This window comes from Rhodococcus sp. BL-253-APC-6A1W (genome assembly GCF_012843405.1).
Lineage (GTDB): Bacteria > Actinomycetota > Actinomycetes > Mycobacteriales > Mycobacteriaceae > Rhodococcus.
Genome location: NZ_JABAFB010000006.1, coordinates 336400 through 354680, shown reverse-complemented (window position 1 = coordinate 354680; position 18281 = coordinate 336400). Strand labels below are relative to the sequence as shown.

At 67.2% G+C, this 18281-nt stretch carries 17 protein-coding genes; 6 read left to right on the top strand and 11 right to left on the bottom strand.

All coding sequences use genetic code 11. The features are described from left to right. Positions 1-95: 95 nt before the first annotated feature. Positions 96-1226, top strand: coding sequence for a nitronate monooxygenase family protein (locus HF877_RS11975; RefSeq protein ID WP_169621376.1), 1131 nt, complete (start codon positions 96-98; stop codon positions 1224-1226). A gap of 113 nt (positions 1227-1339) precedes the next feature. On the opposite strand, the gene HF877_RS11970 is transcribed toward HF877_RS11975, so the two are convergent. From HF877_RS11970 to HF877_RS11920, 11 genes are all read right to left on the bottom strand, one after another. Then, positions 1340-2551 (bottom strand): MlaD family protein, encoded by a 1212-nt coding sequence (locus HF877_RS11970; RefSeq protein ID WP_169621375.1) that lies wholly within the window; start codon positions 2549-2551, stop codon positions 1340-1342. Then, the gene (locus HF877_RS11965; RefSeq protein ID WP_346765126.1) at positions 2548-3642 is read right to left on the bottom strand and encodes an MCE family protein; all 1095 of its coding nucleotides are present in this window, start codon (positions 3640-3642) and stop codon (positions 2548-2550) included. The genes HF877_RS11970 and HF877_RS11965 overlap by 4 nt, the downstream gene beginning before the upstream one ends. Continuing rightward, positions 3639-4850, bottom strand: coding sequence for an MCE family protein (locus HF877_RS11960; RefSeq protein WP_346765125.1), 1212 nt, complete (start codon positions 4848-4850; stop codon positions 3639-3641). Before HF877_RS11960 ends, HF877_RS11965 begins: the two co-directional genes overlap by 4 nt. Then, complete coding sequence (locus HF877_RS11955; RefSeq protein WP_206036972.1) at positions 4847-5866, bottom strand: MCE family protein; 1020 nt, start codon at positions 5864-5866, stop codon at positions 4847-4849. Before HF877_RS11955 ends, HF877_RS11960 begins: the two co-directional genes overlap by 4 nt. Further along, complete coding sequence (locus HF877_RS11950; RefSeq protein ID WP_169621373.1) at positions 5863-6879, bottom strand: MCE family protein; 1017 nt, start codon at positions 6877-6879, stop codon at positions 5863-5865. The genes HF877_RS11955 and HF877_RS11950 overlap by 4 nt, the downstream gene beginning before the upstream one ends. Next, entirely contained in the window at positions 6876-8036 is a 1161-nt protein-coding gene (locus HF877_RS11945) for an MCE family protein (protein ID WP_169621372.1), read from the bottom strand. Before HF877_RS11945 ends, HF877_RS11950 begins: the two co-directional genes overlap by 4 nt. A gap of 20 nt (positions 8037-8056) precedes the next feature. After that, complete coding sequence (locus HF877_RS11940; RefSeq protein ID WP_346765129.1) at positions 8057-8821, bottom strand: ABC transporter permease; 765 nt, start codon at positions 8819-8821, stop codon at positions 8057-8059. A gap of 92 nt (positions 8822-8913) precedes the next feature. Then, positions 8914-9678 carry an ABC transporter permease gene (locus HF877_RS11935; protein WP_169621371.1) on the bottom strand — a complete coding sequence of 255 codons (765 nt, stop codon included), beginning with the start codon at positions 9676-9678 and terminating at the stop codon, positions 8914-8916. Between the two features lie 46 nt (positions 9679-9724). Continuing rightward, positions 9725-11362, bottom strand: a complete 1638-nt coding sequence (locus tag HF877_RS11930; RefSeq protein WP_169621370.1) for a long-chain-fatty-acid--CoA ligase — start codon at positions 11360-11362, stop codon at positions 9725-9727. A 19-nt stretch (positions 11363-11381) separates the two neighbouring features. Continuing rightward, complete coding sequence (locus tag HF877_RS11925; RefSeq protein WP_169621369.1) at positions 11382-12497, bottom strand: acyl-CoA dehydrogenase family protein; 1116 nt, start codon at positions 12495-12497, stop codon at positions 11382-11384. A gap of 16 nt (positions 12498-12513) precedes the next feature. Next, on the bottom strand, positions 12514-13698 hold the full coding sequence (locus HF877_RS11920; RefSeq protein ID WP_169621368.1) for an acyl-CoA dehydrogenase family protein: 1185 nt from the start codon (positions 13696-13698) through the stop codon (positions 12514-12516). Between the two features lie 110 nt (positions 13699-13808). Between HF877_RS11920 and HF877_RS11915 the strand changes: the two genes are divergently transcribed. The 5 genes from HF877_RS11915 (at position 13809) to HF877_RS11895 (ending at position 18279) form a co-directional block, all read left to right on the top strand. Beyond that, on the top strand, positions 13809-13994 hold the full coding sequence (locus HF877_RS11915; RefSeq protein WP_169621367.1) for a ferredoxin: 186 nt from the start codon (positions 13809-13811) through the stop codon (positions 13992-13994). A 130-nt stretch (positions 13995-14124) separates the two neighbouring features. After that, the gene (locus HF877_RS11910) at positions 14125-15030 is read left to right on the top strand and encodes a 3-oxoacyl-ACP reductase (RefSeq protein ID WP_169621366.1); all 906 of its coding nucleotides are present in this window, start codon (positions 14125-14127) and stop codon (positions 15028-15030) included. Between the two features lie 427 nt (positions 15031-15457). Beyond that, positions 15458-16222 carry an ABC transporter permease gene (locus HF877_RS11905; RefSeq protein WP_169621365.1) on the top strand — a complete coding sequence of 255 codons (765 nt, stop codon included), beginning with the start codon at positions 15458-15460 and terminating at the stop codon, positions 16220-16222. 19 nt (positions 16223-16241) lie between these two features. Then, the gene (locus tag HF877_RS11900; RefSeq protein ID WP_169621364.1) at positions 16242-17090 is read left to right on the top strand and encodes an ABC transporter permease; all 849 of its coding nucleotides are present in this window, start codon (positions 16242-16244) and stop codon (positions 17088-17090) included. 10 nt (positions 17091-17100) lie between these two features. Beyond that, positions 17101-18279, top strand: a complete 1179-nt coding sequence (locus HF877_RS11895) for an MCE family protein (protein WP_169621363.1) — start codon at positions 17101-17103, stop codon at positions 18277-18279. The last annotated feature ends 2 nt before the right edge of the window (positions 18280-18281 follow it).

The window sequence follows — 18281 nt, the reverse complement described above, 5'->3', positions numbered from 1 at the left end:
GTTCGGGCGAGACGCCGCTGGGCATGTTCAATCCGCCGCGCGCACTCTAAAGTGGAACCTGTTCCAGTCTTCCACTGTCTCCCGAGGAGTGCCGAATGCACACGCCCCTTTGCGACGAACTCGGCATCGAGTTCCCCATCTTCGCCTTCACCCACTGCCGTGACGTTGTCGTCGCCGTGTCGAAGGCGGGCGGGTTCGGTGTCCTCGGCGCCGTCGGGTTCACCCCCGAGCAGCTCGAAGTGGAGCTGAACTGGATCGATGAGCACATCGGCGACCGTCCGTACGGCGTGGACATCGTGATTCCGAACAAGTACGAGGGTATGGACACCGACCTCTCGGCCGAAGAACTCACCAAGATGCTGCAGTCGATGGTGCCGCAGGAAACCCTCGATTTCGGGCGCAATATTCTCACCGACCACGGTGTGCCGCTGCCCGAAGGAGACGATAACGCGTTGCAGCTTCTCGGCTGGACGGAGGCAACGGCCACCCCGCAGGTCGACGTTGCCCTCCAGCATCCGAAGGTCACGCTCATCGCCAACGCACTCGGGACGCCTCCGGCGGACATGATCGCGCACATCCACGAATCCGGGCGCAAGGTTGCGGCCCTGTGCGGATCCCCCTATCAGGCGCGCAAGCACGCCGACGCCGGAGTCGACATCATCATCGCCCAGGGCGGAGAAGGTGGCGGACACTGCGGCGAAGTCGGCTCGATCGTGTTGTGGCCACAGGTGGTCAAAGAGGTTGCGCCGGTGCCTGTCCTGGCAGCGGGCGGTATCGGCAGCGGCCAGCAGATCGCGGCCGCCCTGGCGCTGGGCACGCAGGGCACCTGGTCCGGTTCCCAGTGGCTGATGGTCGAAGAGGCCGAGAACACCGCCGTGCAGCAGGCGGCCTACGTCAACGCCACCAGTCGCGACACCGTGCGCAGCCGCTCGTTCACGGGCAAGCCCTGCCGGATGCTCCGCAACGACTGGACCGAGGCGTGGGAGCAGGACGACACCCCGGAGCCTTTGGGAATGCCTCTGCAGTACATGGTCTCGGGCATGGCCGTCGCTGCGACGCACAAGTACCCGGACGATTCCGTCGACGTCGCGTTCAACCCCGTCGGGCAGGTCGTCGGCCAGTTCTCGAAGGTCGAGAAGACCTCCGCGGTCATCGAGCGGTGGGTGCAGGAGTACCTCGACGCGACCGGCACGCTCGAGCGGCTGAACGAGGCCGCGAGCGCCTGACCGGGACGATCACGTGGCCGCTGCGCTCCGGCGCGGCGGCCGCCGTTCGTTCGCCGGCTGCGCGCGGTCGTGTTCTGCCCGCGCTCTTGCGCAGTGCCGCTCCCGGCTCCTGCTCAGCCCGTCGGCGTCAGCAGATCTTCCAGCCCGGTGGCCGGGTATCCACCGTCGCGACACAATTGCACGGTCGGTGCCCGTCGTCCCGGGTACTCGATGCACGGCATGTTCCGTGCCCCGCGCACCGCGACCGGCGAATCGGCCGGCAACGTGCAGTACAGATCCGGCGGGGTTTCCGGAACGTCGAGTTCGGTGGGCGACCGGCGTTGCTCCGGTGGCAGGAACCCGCTGATACACGGCGGCGGATCGTTGTACGAATTGACGAAATACGTGTTCTGCGCCGGGTTGTCGACGTTGGGCAGGCCGGCGGACTGTGTCGACGCCATGATCGAGGGGAAGAGCACGAGTATCTGCTCGAGCGACGGTTGATACACCGCCGCGACCTGCTCGACCGTGATGAGGTTCGCCAGGAGCAGGGGCAGGGTGGGTTCGGCGTCCTCGAACAATGCCTGCACCTGCGCGGCGGCAGGCGCGCCGACCCCGAGCAGGGTGCGGATATCGGTGTCGGAGTCACGGAGTTGCCCGGTCGTGCCGGCGAGTGACGATGCCCATCGGGTGATGGCGTCCGAGGATGCCACCTGTGTCTCGAGCAGCGGCCCGACCTGATCCAGCAGGGTCGCCGTGCTGTCGATGCTCGCGGCTGCCTCACCGCTCACTGCCGCCGCAGACTCGATGAGCGTCCGCAACGCGTCGTCCGAATCGGCGACAGCGGAGTGGGTTTCGTCGAGCAGCACGGACAGACGGTCGGTCCCGACCGACTGCAAGGTGCTGTCGAGTTGATCGAGTGCCCGTCCGATGGGCTCGGGCACCGACACACGGTCGGACCCGACGACGTCACCGTCGCCCAGGTACGGCGCGTCGGCGCCGGCAGGCAGGAACTCGACGTACTGCTCGCCGATGGCCGACATGCTCCGGACCTGCACCGCGGCGTCCGCGGGGACGGGGACGCCCGAATGGAGGGACAGCACGGCTTCCGCACCGCCGATCGTCATCGTCACAGCGGTGACGCGCCCGATCTCGACTCCGCGGTAGGTCACGTTGGCCGACGGGTACAGACCGGCTCCGTCGGTGAGTTCCAGCCGGACGTCGTAGCGGCCGATGCCGACCAGGCGAGGCACCTCCACGACCCACAGCGCGACGACGAGGACGGCAGCGAGTCCGATCGCGAAGAACGCGAGCAGGCGGGTTCGCAACGCCGCGGTAGGACTCATCGCGGGGCCTCCCCTGACGGGGGAACGAGCAACGACACCAGGTCGGGGAGGGGAGCGGCAGCGCCGGTGAGCGCACCCTCGAACGGAGTGCCGAGCAGCAACGCGTTCTCGAGCGTGGGCAGGGTGAGATCGAGAATGACGGTGCCGTTCGCGTAGTCGCCCCGAACCGCGTTGCGGTACGTGTCGATCGGGAACGGGAAGGTCAGCAGGTACCGCAGCGATTCGGTCAGCGAGTCGCCGGAGGCTGCCAGTGACGACAGGATGGGCTCGAGATCTCGCAGATTCGCCACCACGTCGTCGCCGCTCGCCTCGACGACCTCGGTGGCGACCCGCCCGAACTGCCCGAGGGAATCGGCGGCACGGGTCAGTTCCGCGCGCTGAGCCGCCAGCACCTCGAGCGCAGGCGCGAGTTGATCCGCGGCCGCGGCGATCCGGTCGTTGTGCACGGCAACCTCCGCGGCAAGTGCGTCGATGGACTCCATCGCGCTCACGATCCCGTTCCGCTGGGCATCGAGTCCACTCAGTACGGCGTCGAGCCGGACGAGCACCGCACGCGTCGATTCCTGTCGTCCGTCCAGCGCGCGGTTGAGCTCGAGGGAGATCTCCTGAGCCTGCGCGAGCCCGCCGCCGCTGAGGACCAGGGAGAGCGACGAGAGCGTCTGTTCGGTGGTGGGAAAAGCACCCGACCGTTCCAGGGGGATGACGTCGCCGTCCGCGAGACGGCCGCGTGCGGGTTCGCCTACCGGCGGTGACAGTTCGACGTGTGCGGAGCCGAGCAGGCTCGTCTGACCGATTGCGGCGTTCGCGTTGGCGGGCAGCACGGTGGAGCCGTCCAGCATCACCGTCACCTCGGCGTGCCCGTTGCTCAACCGAAGCCCCGACACGCGGCCGACCGTCACATCACCCACCCGTACGCGCGAATTACGTTCCAGTGTCGTCACAGCCGGCATCTCGAGGGTGACTTCGAAGGCGTCGGCCCCGTGCCCGCGCGTGCCGGGCAGGTCGAGCGAGTTGAGTCCTTGCCAGTCGCATCCGGTCACCACGAGAACACACGCGAGCATGCCTGCCGCTACCGCCGGGCGCGTAGTCACGGCGACCCCGGCGAGAGGAGTTCGGTCAGGTCGGTGGGTGCCGGGGCGCCCGGTGCGAGATCCGGCTCGGTGTAGACGAGTTGGTCGGGCAGCGCGCCCACACCCCGGGTGGGATTGATGCGCGCCGGCGGATACTCCGTCGCGAGCAGCGGAAGGATCGGGCCCAGGTATTGCACGCACAGTTCGGAACCGGTGTGGGCGTCCACCTGTTCCGCGGCGGCCAGTGCCGAGCAGATGAACTGGGCCGGGTTCGCAAAGTTGGTCAGCGCGAGCGCCGACACGACGGTGTTGTGGGCCGGCTGATAGATGTTCTGCAGGTTCGACAATGCGGTCGGCGCGACATGGAGCACCTGGGCGATGCCGTCACGCTGTGCCGCGAGCGTCTCGGCGAGCACAGCGGTGCGATCCACGGTCGTGTCGATCTCCTCGCGATTGGTGCGGACGAACCGTTCGACATCGACGAGCACGGTGTCGAGTCCGGCCAGCGCAGCGCCCATCTCGTCGCGGTTCGCGTCCAGGACATCCGTCACCGCGGCAAGCCGGTCGTGGAAGGACACGATCTGGTCGCCGCTCGCCGACAGCGCGTCGACGAATACCTGCAGGTTGCCCAGCGTGCCGAAGAGGTCGCTACGGCCGTCCGAGACGGTGCGCATCGCTGCCGACAGTTCCCGCAGAGATTCGCGGATCGCGGGGCCGTGCCCCTCGGCATTGTCGGCAGCGACGTCGAGCACCTCACCGAGCGGCCCCCGCGCATCGTCGTCGGTCGGACCGAGTTCGGTGGTCAGGCGAGCCAGTTGGGCGGTGATCTCGTCCCATTCGACGGGTACCGCTGTGCGGTCGAGCGTGATGCTCGAGCCGGGAGCGAGTTCGGGTCCGCCGGTGTAGGGCGGAGTGATCTGGAGGAAGCGGGCCGAGACCAGTGTCGGCGCCATGAGCGCGGCCTCTGCGGCGGCCGGGATGCGATGGGCTGCGTCGACGGTGAATGTCACCAGCACCCGGTCGCCGCGCGGTTCGATGCCGGTGATCCGTCCGACCTCGACCCCCATGATGCGCACATCGTCGCCGACGTACAGGCCACGTGCAGTCGTGAACTCCGCCGAATACTCGTCGGTCGCACGCCACGGCACGACGGTGAACGACACGACGGCGATCACCGCCAGGACGAGCAGCGGCACCACCCACGTCAGGAACCCTGTGCTCCGCTTCACGGAGTACCTCCCGGAACGGTGATACCGGCATCGTCGAGCGCCCGCGTGAGGGCCGGTTCGATGATCTGCATCGGCAGCAGATTCTGGATGTAGGAGTTGAAGAACGGGCCCGACGCGACCGCCTCGCCGAGTTCGGTCGCGTACGGACCGAGCCTGTCGATGGCGAGCGCGATGTTGTCGCGGTTGCGTTCGAGGACGGCAAGAACCGCGTTGACCCTGGTCAGCGTGGGCGTCAGCTGGGCCTCGTTGTCTGCGACCAGGTTCGAGATCTCCACGGACAACGCGTCGACGTTGGCGAACAACGTGTCGAGTGCTGCGCGACGGCGGTCGAGTTCGCCGAGCACGAGGTCGGCGTCGACGATGAGCGAGTCGATAGCGTCGCTGCGCTCGGCGAGCACCGCGGTGACCTGCTCCGCATGCGTGAGCAGTTCGCGCAACGAGGCGTCGCGGCTCGCCACTGTCTCGGACAGGCGCATCACCCCGTCCACGGCGGCACCGACGTCGTCGGGTGTCTCGCGCAGGGTGTCGGACAGCACGCGCATCGAGGTACGGAGCTGTTCGGCGTCGAGTTCGGCTGCGGTATCGGCGAGATCACCGAGGGCGTCCGTCAGCTGGTACGGGGCGGTGGTCCGGTCGAGGTCCATCGTGCTGCCCGGTTCGAGTCTCCCCGGACCTGCCGGACGTACGCGCAGGTGCCGTGCACCCAGTGCGGTGGCGGTCGCGATGTCGACGGTCGTGTCGGTGCCGAGCGTGACCCGCCGGTCGACGGTGAATGTGACGGCGACGGCGTCGTGGTCGATGACGATGTCGAGCACACGGCCGGCGTCCTTGCCCGACACCTGCACGGCGTCGCCGGGGTTCAGACCGCCGGCGTCGACGAAACGCCCGCGATAGGTGGACCCGGAGTCGAACAGCGGCAGTGACCGGATGTTCAGGGCGCACAGCACGAGAACGATCAGCACGACCGTGCCGATCACACCCACGCGGGTGGGATTCATGTCGCGGAACTGTGTCATGCCGGGGCGCACCTGCCCGTCGTTTGACCGAACAGGGGCGAGGTGACGGTGTTGCCGGAGGGGTCGCTGACCTTGATGAGCATTCCGCACAGGTAGTAGTTGAAGAACCCGCCGTAGGCGCCGAGTCTGGTGAGTGCGGCGTACGCATCGGGCAGCCGTGTCGCCAGGCTGTCGATGGTGTCGCTGCGGGACTCCAGTTGTGCCGCCACGAGTTCGGTTTCGCGGAGCGTACCGGCAAGCGGGGAGCGCGTCCGGCCGAGGAGGTCCGCGACGGATCCGCTCGCCGCATCGAGACGGGTGACCGATTCGCCCAGCATCACCGAATCCTGCGCAAGTCCCGACAGCAGTTCCTGCGCGCGCACGAGTGCGGCGTCGACCGTGTCGCGGTGCGCAGCGAGAGTGGCCAGCACCGCGTTCAGGTTCGTGATCACCTGCCCGACCAGGAGATCCCGGTCGGCGATGGCCGACGTCAGGGACGCGGCATGGGCAAGCACCGACTCCACCGTTCCGCCCTGGCCCTGCAGTACGGAGATGAGATCTGCGGACAGCCGGTTGACCTGGTCCGGGTCGAGCGCGCGGAACAGCGGTGTGAAACTGCCGACGAACACGTCCAGATCCAGTGCCGGGCGGGTCCGTTCGGGACCGATCGTCTCGTCGGCACTCATCGGGACGAGTTCTCCCGGACCATCGGACAATTCGAGATAACGGTCGCCGACGAGGTTGAGGTAACGGACCGTCGCGACGGTCGCCCGGGTCGGCGTGTAGACGGAGTCGACCTCGAAGACGACGTCGATGCGGTTTCCGTCGGCGAACTCGACCTTCTCCACCCGCCCCACTTCCACGCCGGACACCCGGACGAACTGACCCGGCTCGAGTCCGGACACGTCCTCGAACACAGCGTGATACCGGGTGTAGTCGCCGAAGCGCACCTGACCGAAGACGACGAACAACCCGGCGAGGATCAGCGTCATGACGAGGGCGTAGATGCCGGCCGCGATCGCGGTACGCGTCATCCGGCTCCTCCGCCCGCCAGTTCGAACAGGGACTCCGGTACGAATACCGGTGTGGTGTTCCGTCTCTCGAACGGATCGGCCCCGGTGCGAGCGACCACGTAAGGCGCAGGTGTTTCGTCGAGGGTGACGATCGGCAGTGCGCCGCACCGCGGACCGCCCGTCGCGGCGACCACCGGAAGGTTGCGCGGATACTCGTATGGATCGACACCGAGCAGCAGCGTCGAATTGAGCATCATCGACGATCCGTTGCCGCCGGACGCCGGTTCGGCGAGTTGCCGGGCACGGTCGGCACCCTGGAAGAAGCACGGCAGAACAGGGGAGTACTCCTCGAGCAGCGACGCGGTGGGGCGCAGGAGATCGAGTACGTCGATGATCTGTTCGGTGTTCGGTTCCACGACGCGCTGCCCGGCGTCGCCCATCCCGATGGTGGCGAGCAGCAAGCGGTCGAGATCGTCGGCGCGCTCGACGATCGTTGCTCCGGTCACCGTCAGGTTGCCGAGCGCCTCCGTCACCTCGTCGGTCACCGGCGTGTAGATGTCCGCGGTGGCTTCGGCAGCGGTGAGGTCGCGTCGAATCACCTCGATACGCGGCTCGAGTTGCGCGAGCACGGCATCGGTGTCCGACAGAGCCGCGCCGAGTGTGTCGCCCCGGCCGCGCAGTGCGGCCGCCAACGCGCCGAGGGTCCGGTTGAGCTTCGCGGGGTCGACGGCCTGCAGCACCCCGGACAGCGACTCGAACACGGTCTGCGTCTCCACCGTCACGCTCGAAGCCTGCAACACCGCGCCGTCGGACAACCCGGGAGTGCCGGTCGATCCGGTGCCGGTGAGGGAGACGTACTTGGCGCCGAACACTGTCGTCGCCAGGATCTCGGCCTCCGCGGTGGACGGGATGCGCGCCGCGTCGGCGGGGTCGAGGCGAATGACTACCTCGGCCCCGGCAGGAGTGTGCCGGACTTCGGTCACGGTGCCGACCTGCACACCGTGCGCCTTGACCATCGCGCCGCGCTCGAGCATCAGCCCCGCCCGGCCGGTGTCGACCGTGACGGTCACCCCCGAAGCGAACGCTCCCCGGAAGGCGAGTCCGACGACGACCAGCACTACCGCGGCGACGACGACGAAGCCCGCTGTGGCCAGTCTGTGCAACCCGGTGCTCCGCATCCGTCCTGCCCGCACCGCTCTCACCCGGCCAGATGCAGCTGGCGGGCGTTGCCGTAGAGGACCAGCGAAATGAGCAGGGTGATCGTCACGACGGCGATGAGGGACATTCGCACCGCGCGGCCCGTTGCGACACCCACACCGGAAGGACCACCGCTCGCGGTGAATCCGTAGTAGCTGTGCACGGTCATGACGACGAGTGCCATCGCGACAGCCTGGAAGAACGACCACGCCACGTCGGCCGGGCGCAGGAACGTGGAGAAATAGTGGTCGTACACCCCCGGGGACTGACCGAGAACGACCACGGTGGCGATACGGCTCGACAGAAACGCGGCGAGCACGGACAGCGCGTAGAGCGGAATCACCGCGATCAGGCCGGCCAGGATGCGGGTACCCACCAGGTACGGCACCGAGCGGATGGCCATGACTTCGAGGGCGTCGATCTCTTCACTGATGCGCATCGCGCCGAGTTGTGCGGTGGTGCCCGCGCCGATGGTCGCGGCCAGGCCCACTCCGGCGGTCACGGGCGCGACGACCCGCACGTTGACGTAGGCGGACAGGAACCCGGTGAGCGCTTCGACCCCGATATTGCCCAGAGACGTGAACCCCTGCACCGCGACCGTCGCACCGGCGAACAGGGTGAGGAACCCCATGATCGCGACGCTCCCACCGATCATCGCGAGAATGCCGGTCCCGAGCCCGATCTCGGAGACCACGCGCAGTGTTTCGCGTGGATAGTGGCGGGCGGCCCGTCCGGTCGAGGCGAGTGCACCGATCGAGAAGACCACCTGACGGCCGACGGTGTCGACCGCGCGGTCGAGACCGTGACCGGTCCGGCGCGCAGCGTGCGCGACCCGCCCGCCGGTGGGCCGTGGCACGCTCACCGACCCATCACCGCGATCCCGATCGAGGTGAGCAGCATGTTCGCGAGGAACAGGGCGACGAACGCGAACACCACGGTCTCGTTGACCGCTTCGCCGACACTCTTCGGTCCGCCGGTGACGGACAGGCCGCGGTGACATGCGATGAGACCTGCGAGCAGCCCGAAGACGGCCGCCTTGAGTTCCGACAGCAGGAGTTCTCCCGGCCCCACGAGCAAGGTGACGCCCGCGGCGTAGGCGCCCGGGTCGATGTTCTGGAAGGTCACCGAGAACAAGAATCCGCCGGTGAGCCCGATCGCGCACACCGCCCCGTTGAGCGTCACCGCGACGGCCGTCGACGCGAGCGCGCGCGGCAGCACCAGGCGCGCCGCGGGATCGATACCGAGGACTTCGAGGGCAGCGATCTCCTCACGGATGGTGCGCGATCCGAGATCCGCTGCGATGGCTGTGGCGCCTGCTCCGGCCACGACGAGAACCGTCACCAGGGGACCGATTTGTGTGATCGCGCCGAGGCCGGCGCCCGCACCGCTGAGATCACCCGCGCCGATCTCCAGCAGCAGCGAATTGAGGGTGAAGACCACCAGGACGGTGAACGGGATGGACATGAGGACCGTCGGGACGAGGGACACGCGCGCGATGAACCAGAACTGCGAGAGGAATTCACGCCACTGGAACGGGCCCCGGAACGCACTCACGAATGCGTCGAGCGACAACGCGTAGAAACTCCCGAGGGCGCGCGCTGCGGTACCGGGCACCGATCCCATCGATCCTCGCTTCTCCCACGGGGTCTTCCTGGCGTTCGGCTAGACGTTATCGGTGTCCCGATGTCGTTGTGAGAGGTTCGAGGAGGTGTGTCGTGTCCGGCGACAACGGCACGAATTCGGCATCGCCGCGCTCACGGACCCAGACCGGATCGGCGCAGTGCCATCGTTCCGCGGCGAGCGATCGGGTGAGGATTTTGAACGTCGCGGTCCGGGGGAACTCGCGGCAGACGCGCACGAGTGTAGGCACCTGCTTGGGGCCGAGATCGGTCTGCTCGGCGAGAAAAAGGGCGAATCTCTTCGCGTCGAATTCCTCGGCGACAGTGGGTATGACGGCCGCCATCACGCGATCACCCACGTGCCGGTCGGGGACCCCGTACACGGACACCTGGGCGAAACCCGGGTATCGCATCAAGACTCGCTCGATGGGCGCGGACCCGAGGTTCTCGCCGTCGACACGGAGCCAACCGGAACTGCGGCCGGCGAAATAGACGAACCCATCCGCGTCCCGGTAACCGAGGTCTCCGCTGTGGTACTTCCCGTCGCGGAGACGTTCGGCGTCGGCTTCGGGATTGTTGTAGTAGCCGCTGAACATTCCGGCTCCACGAGTGTTGACCAACTCGCCGGTGGCGTCGTCGGCGTTGACGATCCGGCCGTCGCTGTCGAATTCGGCGGGAGGACACGGCTTCCCGGTTTCCGGATGGAGGATGTCGATGCCGTCGGGGAGCGTTCCGAGTGCCCCGGGCGGCGCACCGGGGGTGGCGGCGATGGAGACGCCGCCCTCGGTGGACCCGAAGCCGTCCACGACCCGGGCGCCGAACCGCCGGGTGAACTCCGCGACCGCGGGCGCCGTGCCTTCGTTGCCGTACATGATGCGCAGACGATTGTCGGCGTCGTCCGCGCGCTCCGGTGTCGCGACGATGTACGACAAGGGTTTGCCGACGTAGTTCGCGTAGGTGACACCGAACTTCCGGAGATCGGTGACGAACCCGGATGCCGAGAACCGGCGCCGCAGTGCCACACCGCTCTCGGCTGCCAGCGCCACGCCCCAGCCGGCCATGATCGCGTTGGAGTGGAACATCGGCATCGACAGGTAGACCACGTCATCCGGCCCGAGGCCGAACCGCTCCGCGAGCATGAGCCCCGGGCCGGTCACCTTCCCGTGGGTGCAGCGCACCGCTTTCGGATCTCCGCTCGTCCCCGAAGTGAAGATGAGCATGAACAAGTCGTCGGGCTTCGTCTGCGCGACCACCGGGGCCGAGCCTGCGAACGGAGCGAGCATCTCCGGCCAGTCGGCGGAGTCGACGTCGATCACCCGCACGCCGGGAAGGTCGAGACCGTCGAGCAGTGGCAGGTGAGCGGATTCGGTGAAGACCACGCGGCAGTCGGTGAGCGCGATGTCGCGGGCGAGCGCCTCGCCTCGACGGGTGGTGTTCAGGCCCGCGACCACTGATCCGGACAGTGCGGCGGCACCGAGCAGCAGGGAGAACTCGGTCACGTTGTCCATCAGCACCCCGATGTGCGGGGGAGCGTTCTCGTCGAGCAGGTCGCGCAGCAACGCCGCGCGGTCGTGCGAGGCGCGGACGTGTTCCCGCCACGAGATACGGGTGTCCGCGAAGGCCATGCCGCGGTCGTCGATGTCGGACAGGCGTGTGAGCAGCGAGGTCACAGTGGGATCGGCGGTCATGGCAGTCCTCGTCGTCCGGTCAGGCGGGGGTGTCGGCGAGTACCCGGCCGAGCGCACGCAGTTGTGCGGTGGCCGAACCGAGGAGGAACTCGTGCTGTTTGGCGGCGAGGAAGTATCGGTGGACGGGATGGTCCTCGTCGAGGCCGACGCCGCCGTGCACGTGGATCGCGGTATGTGCCACGCGGTGTCCCGCATCGGCCGCCCAGAATGCGGCACTGCGGAGTTCCTCGGCGTGCGGTTCGCCGGAGGCCATCCGGTGGGCGGCCTGCCACAAGGTCAGGCGTACCGCCTTGGTGTCGATGTAGGCGTCCGCGAGTCGCTGCGCGACAGCCTGGAAACTGCCGATCGGCCTGTCGAACTGGATGCGTTCGCGGGCGTACTGCGCGGTGAGCTCGAGTGCGCGGTCGAGCACTCCGCACTGGTAGGCGGCCGACCCGAGCAGGGTCCGATCCCGCAGCCGGGCGGCCACGGCTGCGCCGTCCGTGCCGAGCACCCGGCCGGCGTCGAGCTCGACCCCGTCCAGCGTGAGGATGCCTCTGCTGCCGCGGTCGGTCGTTGCCTGGCGGGTGACCCCGACACCCGGGTCGTCGGACCGCACGAGGAAGACCGCGACGGAGTCCTCCAGCGACGCCGGGACCAGGAATCCGTCGGCGACCGGCGCGGCGTCGACGACCGTCTTGGTGCCGTCGAGCACGTACCCGTCGTCCGCGGCGTGTGCTCGGGTGGTGGGGGCCACCGGGTCGTCGTCGAGTTCTTCGGACAGTGCGGCGGTGAGGATCGTCCCACCGGCGGCAGCCGGCCTGCCCCACTCCGACACCTGTTGCGGCGTACCGAATTCACCGATGACGGAGGCACACACCGCGATCGACGTCAGATACGGGACGGCGGCAACGCCGCGGCCGAGTTCGAGCAGGATGCTTGCCTGCTCGAGCGGCCCGTACCCGTCGCCGCCCACCGACTCCGGCAATGCCGCGCCGAGGATTCCCGAGGAGGCGAGCAGGTCCCACAAGGTCCGGTCGATCCGGTCGTCGAGCGAGTCGAGCACGCGCAGATGGTCGTTGGTGACGATGTCGGTGACGATGCTGCGGGTCAGGCTCGACAGGTCCTGTTGAGCCTCGGTGAGGGTGAAGTCCACGGTGGAGGATCCTTCGTTAGCGCTTGGCGGGAGGCTGGCCGAGGGCGGCCATCGCGATGATGTCGCGCTGGACCTCGTTGGTGCCTCCGCCGAAGGTGAGAATGAGGGAACTGCGGTGCATACGTTCGATCCGTCCGCGCAGCAGCGCGCCCGGAGAGTTCTGACGGATCGTCGACGCGGGTCCCAGAATCTCCATGAGCACACGGTAGGCCTCGGTGGCGAATTCGGTACCGAACACCTTGTTCGCCGACGCCGGCCCGGGCCCGAGCGGCGTCTTGCCGGAACTCGACGCGATATCCCAGTTCATCAACTGGAGGTATTCCGCACGGGCGTGCACCCGCGCCAGGCCCACCTGCACCCATTCCTGGTCCACGACGCGGCGTCCGTCGGGCAGCCTCGTCTGCTGCGCCCAGCGGCGCACCTCGCCGAGCGCGGTGAGCACCGGTCCGGCGGACGTGAGCGCGACACGCTCGTGGTTGAGCTGGTTGGTGATCAGGGACCATCCGGCGTTCTCCTCGCCCACCAGAGCGGACGCGGGGACACGGACGTTCTCGAAATAGGTGGCGCTCGTGTCCGGACCGGCCATGGTGTGGACCGGGGTATACGAGAACCCCTCCGCGTCGGTGGGCACGATGAGAACGCTGATGCCCTTGTGTTTCTTCGCATCCGGGTCGGTCCGCACCGCAAGCCACACGTAGTCGGCGTACGCGATCAGGCTCGTCCACATCTTCTGACCGTTGATCACCCACTCGTCGCCGTCGCGCACGGCCGTGGTGCGCAACGACGCGAGATCCGTGCCGGCTTCGGGCTCGGAGTAACCGATGGAGAAGTGCAGTTCGCCCGCGGAGATGCGCGGGAGGAAATACTCCTTCTGCTCCGCGGTGCCGTAATGCATGATCGTCGGCGCCACCGAATCGATGGTGAGGAACGGGACCGGTGCGCCTGCGATCGCGGCTTCGTCGGTGAAGATCAGCTGGTCCATCGCGGAGCGGTTCTGGCCGCCGTACTCCTCGGGCCAGCCCAGCGTGAGCCAGCCGTCCTTGCCCATCTGCTGCACGATCTCGCGGTAGACGTTGCCGGCCCCGTACTCGCCGGTCGTCGCGGCGAGGGCCTCACGCCGTTCCGGAGTCATGAGATGGGTGAAATAGTGTCGCAATTCCTCACGTAGCGCTTGTTGCTCGGAGGTATAGCTGATGTCCACGAACGCTCCACTTCGCCGCTGCGGGATTAGCGCGAATCATTGCACAGAAATGGAACGCGTTCTAGCCTGAGGCGGTCGGGTCGGTACGAAAGTGAAACGGGGTTCGGGTCATGGATGTCAAGGTCGACTTCGACCGCTGCGAGGCGAACGGCGTGTGTGTCGGGGTGGCGCCCGAGGTGTTCGATCTCAACGACGACGACGAGTTGCTCGTGAAGCACCCGGTTCCCGAGGGTAGTGAGGCGAACGTGCGTGAGGCAATTGCGCAGTGCCCCAGGGCAGCCCTGTCCGAAGGGTGAACTGGGACCCCGTCGCGTCTTGTCATAAACAGGAACACGTTCTACATTCTCTGGACTGTCCCGATGTGGTGCCGGGGACGTCCACCGGGGTGTGGCCGTCCGGCCGGCCCGAATCGCAAGGAGTGCGTGGATGAGTTCTGTCGGCAGCGGTGTGTCCCTCGAAGGCAAGGTCGCCGTGGTCACCGGCGCGGGTGCGGGCCTCGGGCGGGCCGAAGCGATCGCGTTGGCTCGCGCCGGCGCGTCGGTGGTTGTCAACGATCTCGTCGCCAACGACTCCGTGGAGGACACTCTCGCGCAGATCCGCGCCATCGGACCCGGTGCGGCATTCGTGCCGGGAAGCGTCGCCGAGCGCGCGACCGCCGATGCGATGGTTCACGCCGCCGAGAAGGAGTTCGGTGGAATGGACATTGTGGTCAACAATGCGGGCATCACGCGTGACCGGATGCTGCCGAACATGTCCGACGACGAGTGGGACTCGGTCGTCGCGGTTCACCTGCGCGGCCACTTCCTGTTGTGCCGCAACGCCGCCGCGTACTGGCGGGGCAAGTCCAAGGAGGCCGGCGGGCCCGTCTACGGGCGCATCGTGAACACGTCGTCGGAGGCGGGGCTGCTCGGGCCGGAGGGGCAGGCGAACTACGGTGCCGCGAAAGCCGGCATCACGGCATTGACGGTGTCGGCCGCGCGGGGGCTGGCGCGCTACGGCGTGCGAGCAAACGCGATCTGCCCCCGTGCCCGCACGGCGATGACCGAATCGGTCTTCGGCGCCCCGCCGGACGGTGAGGTCGATCCACTCTCGCCCGACCATGTGGCGAATCTGGTTGCCTACCTGGCCTCGCCTGCCGCGGACCACATCAGCGGGCAGGTCTTCATCGTGTACGGGCCGATGGTCGCGCTCATGGCCGCGCCGGTCGTGGAGCAACGGTTCGACGCGGACGTGCAGTGGACACCGGACGCCCTCGCGGCCGAACTGGGGGGTTACTTCGCGGACCGCGATCCGGCTGCGACGTTCTCCGCGTCCGACGCACTGAAACTGTGAACGCTTCCGACTCGCCCGAGCCGGAACTCTCTGCAACCCTGCGTGACACGTATCCTGGGCGAAGGGTACGTATCACGCCGACCGGCCGGTTCCGCGTCGGCAGTGCGCCGCGCGTCGGCGGCAAAGGACACCTGTTCTAGTTTTATCTCCGTTCAATTTCAATATTCAACTGTGTTGAATCGTCTTCCGCGGTTGGGGCGAGCGGGAGAGTAGTGCCGAATCCACGGAAAAACGGCTGATCAATGCGCCTTATGTCCGTATTAACGAGAGTGGGGGCGCGGAGAGTGCGGCCGCGGAAAACACGGATGAATTATCTACAGGATGTTTCTTTGACACGTGAACACGTTCTAGTTACTATGACGCGGGTCACAGCAGATTTCTGCGCACGGTCGGATTTCGGTCGGGCCGGCGAACGAAAGGGGAGACGGTGGTAGATCTCCTCGAGGTTCCACTGCGCGCCGTCGGCGGCCTCTTCGCAATGACCGGCGACACCGCGAGGGCGGTGTTCACCAGGCCCTTCCAGAGACGTGAATTCGTCGACCAGGCGTGGTTCGTCGCGCGGGTGTCTCTCGTGCCGACCGTTCTCGTGGCCATTCCCTTCACCGTCCTGGTGAGCTTCACCCTGAACATCCTGCTCCGCGAGATCGGTGCGGCGGACCTCAGCGGTGCCGGGGCCGCGCTCGGAGCCGTCACGCAGGTCGGGCCGATGGTCACGGTGCTGATCGTGGCCGGTGCCGGAGCCACCGCGATCTGTGCGGATCTCGCAGCCCGCACCATCCGCGAGGAGATCGATGCGATGCGGGTGCTCGGCATCAACCCGATCCATCGGCTCGTGGTCCCGCGCGTACTCGCGTCCACCGTCGTCGCGCTGCTGCTCAACGGGCTCGTCTGCACGATCGGCATCCTCGGTGGCTTCGTGTTCTCCGTCTTCCTCCAGGACGTGAACCCCGGAGCCTTCATCAACGGCATCACGCTTCTCACCGGCTTCGGTGAACTCATGATCTCCCAGGTCAAGGCAGGATTGTTCGGCATGATCGCAGGCCTCGTCGCCTCCTACCTCGGACTCAACGTCAAAGGTGGCCCCAAGAGCGTCGGGGACGCCGTCAATCAGACGGTCGTCTTCGCGTTCATGGCCCTGTTCGTCGTCAACCTCCTCGTCACCGCCGTCGGCATCAAGCTGACGGCCGGATGAGAAACGCGGAGGACACACCATGGCAGTGATCTCCGGGCGATTCCCGAGGGCCGTGCGACGGTTCTCCCGCGCCTCGACGTCGATCGACCGTCTGGGCGAGCAGGCCCTGTTCTACGGCAAGGCGCTCGCGACGATCCCTCGCGCGCTCCGGCAGTACCCGAAGGAAACCCTCCGGCTCGTCGCCGAAATCAGCATGGGGACAGGTGCCCTGGCCGTGATCGGCGGCACCGTCGTCATCGTCGGATTCCTCACCCTGTTCACCGGCGGCATCATCGCGGTGCAGGGGTTCAGTTCCCTCGGCAACATCGGCGTCGAAGCACTCACAGGGTTCTTCGCGGCGTTCATCAACGTCCGCATCGCGGCACCCACCATCGCCGGGATCGGCCTGGCCGCCACCATCGGCGCGGGCTCCACGGCGCAACTCGGTGCGATGCGCGTCTCCGAGGAGATCGACGCACTCGAGACCATGGCCATCCCGTCGATCCCGTACCTCGTCTCCACCCGGGTCCTGGCGGGAATGATCGCCATCATCCCGCTGTACTCGCTCGCGGTGATCGCGTCGTTCGTCGCCAGCCGATTCGCGACCGTCGTCATCTACGGCCAGTCGGCCGGCGTCTACGACCACTACTTCACGACGTTTCTCATACCCACCGACATACTCTGGTCGTTCGTTCAAGCGATCGTGATGGCGATCGCCGTCATGCTCATCCACACCTACTACGGGTTCACCGCCGGCGGCGGACCGGTCGGTGTCGGCGTGGCCGTCGGCAACGCGGTGCGCGCGTCGCTCGTCGCAGTCGTCACCGTCACCCTGCTCATCTCTCTCGCCGTGTACGGCGCGACCGGCAACTTCAACTTGTCGGGATAGGGCGCGGCACATGGACACTCCCTCGTGGAAGAAAAAGCTCGCGGCGTTCGTGCTGGTGGGTGGGCTCGCCGTGATCGTCTTCGTGGCATTGACGATGTTTGCTGCCGGATTCACCTCCACCACGCCCGTCACCGTCACCGCGCAGCGATCGGGCCTGGTGATGGAACCCGACGCGAAGGTCAAACTGCGCGGCGTCGAGGTCGGCAGGGTCTCGTCCATCGAGCACACCCCGGACGGTGCCGTGCTGCGGCTCGCGATGCAGCCCGGACAGATGCACCTCATTCCGTCCGACACGCGCGTGTCGATCGAGTCGACCACCGTGTTCGGTGCCAAGTTCGTCAACCTCGTGGTCCCGGAGGATCCGTCACCGGTACCGCTGCAAGAGGGCGCGGTGATTGCGGCCGACAGTGTGACGGTCGAGTTCAATACGGTCTTCGAGCATCTGTCCGAGGTGCTGACGCAGGTGCAGCCCGAGAAGCTCAACGCCACGCTCGGTGCGCTCTCGGAGGCGCTCAACGGTCGCGGCGATGCGCTCGGGGCCACCCTCGCGGACGCGGACGCCTACCTGGCCGAGATGAACCCCTCGCTCCCGCAGTTGCAATACGACCTGGGAGCTGCTGCCGACGTCGCCAATCTCTATGCGGACACCGTGCCGGATCTGATGACCACGATCGGCAACGTCACCGAGGTCGGTAACACGATCGTCGACGAACAGTCGCAACTCGACCTGTTGCTCATGAATCTCACCGGTCTGGCCGATACCGGTCGTAACGTTCTGGGGGAGAACGAGAACCAAGTGGTCACCGCACTCGACAGCTTGTCGTACACCACCGGGCTCCTCGGCGAGTACTCGCCCGAACTCACGTGCTTCATCATCGGTCTCAACGATGCTCGCATCGCCTTCGAACCGATGGCCGGAACGGGTGAATATGCCGCGCTCACGCTGAGCACGAGCTTCATGGGTGGTGCCACGCCGTACAACGCGGCCCAGGACCTGCCCGTCGTCGGGGCCTCCGGCGGCCCGAACTGCTGGGGCATGCCGGACTACGATCCGCGACGCGACGGGAACGCGAAGTTCGTGGTGACCGATACCGGGACCACGCCGTACAAACCGGCCACGGAGGCATGGGTGCGTTACCCGACGATCTTCCAGTACCTGTTCGGTGACCAACTCGCGGCAGGGCAGTGACG

Excerpts from the sequence above, each read along its gene's own strand:
- HF877_RS11975 (WP_169621376.1), top strand. The coding sequence starts at position 96 with ATGCACACGCCCCTTTGCGACGAACTCGGCATCGAGTTCCCCATCTTC.
- HF877_RS11970 (WP_169621375.1), bottom strand. The coding sequence starts at position 2,551 with ATGAGTCCTACCGCGGCGTTGCGAACCCGCCTGCTCGCGTTCTTCGCG.
- HF877_RS11955 (WP_206036972.1), bottom strand. The coding sequence starts at position 5,866 with ATGACACAGTTCCGCGACATGAATCCCACCCGCGTGGGTGTGATCGGC.
- HF877_RS11950 (WP_169621373.1), bottom strand. The coding sequence starts at position 6,879 with ATGACGCGTACCGCGATCGCGGCCGGCATCTACGCCCTCGTCATGACG.
- HF877_RS11945 (WP_169621372.1), bottom strand. The coding sequence starts at position 8,036 with ATGCGGAGCACCGGGTTGCACAGACTGGCCACAGCGGGCTTCGTCGTC.
- HF877_RS11935 (WP_169621371.1), bottom strand. The coding sequence starts at position 9,678 with ATGGGATCGGTGCCCGGTACCGCAGCGCGCGCCCTCGGGAGTTTCTAC.
- HF877_RS11930 (WP_169621370.1), bottom strand. The coding sequence starts at position 11,362 with ATGACCGCCGATCCCACTGTGACCTCGCTGCTCACACGCCTGTCCGAC.
- HF877_RS11915 (WP_169621367.1), top strand. The coding sequence starts at position 13,809 with ATGGATGTCAAGGTCGACTTCGACCGCTGCGAGGCGAACGGCGTGTGT.
- HF877_RS11910 (WP_169621366.1), top strand. The coding sequence starts at position 14,125 with ATGAGTTCTGTCGGCAGCGGTGTGTCCCTCGAAGGCAAGGTCGCCGTG.
- HF877_RS11900 (WP_169621364.1), top strand. The coding sequence starts at position 16,242 with ATGGCAGTGATCTCCGGGCGATTCCCGAGGGCCGTGCGACGGTTCTCC.
- HF877_RS11895 (WP_169621363.1), top strand. The coding sequence starts at position 17,101 with ATGGACACTCCCTCGTGGAAGAAAAAGCTCGCGGCGTTCGTGCTGGTG.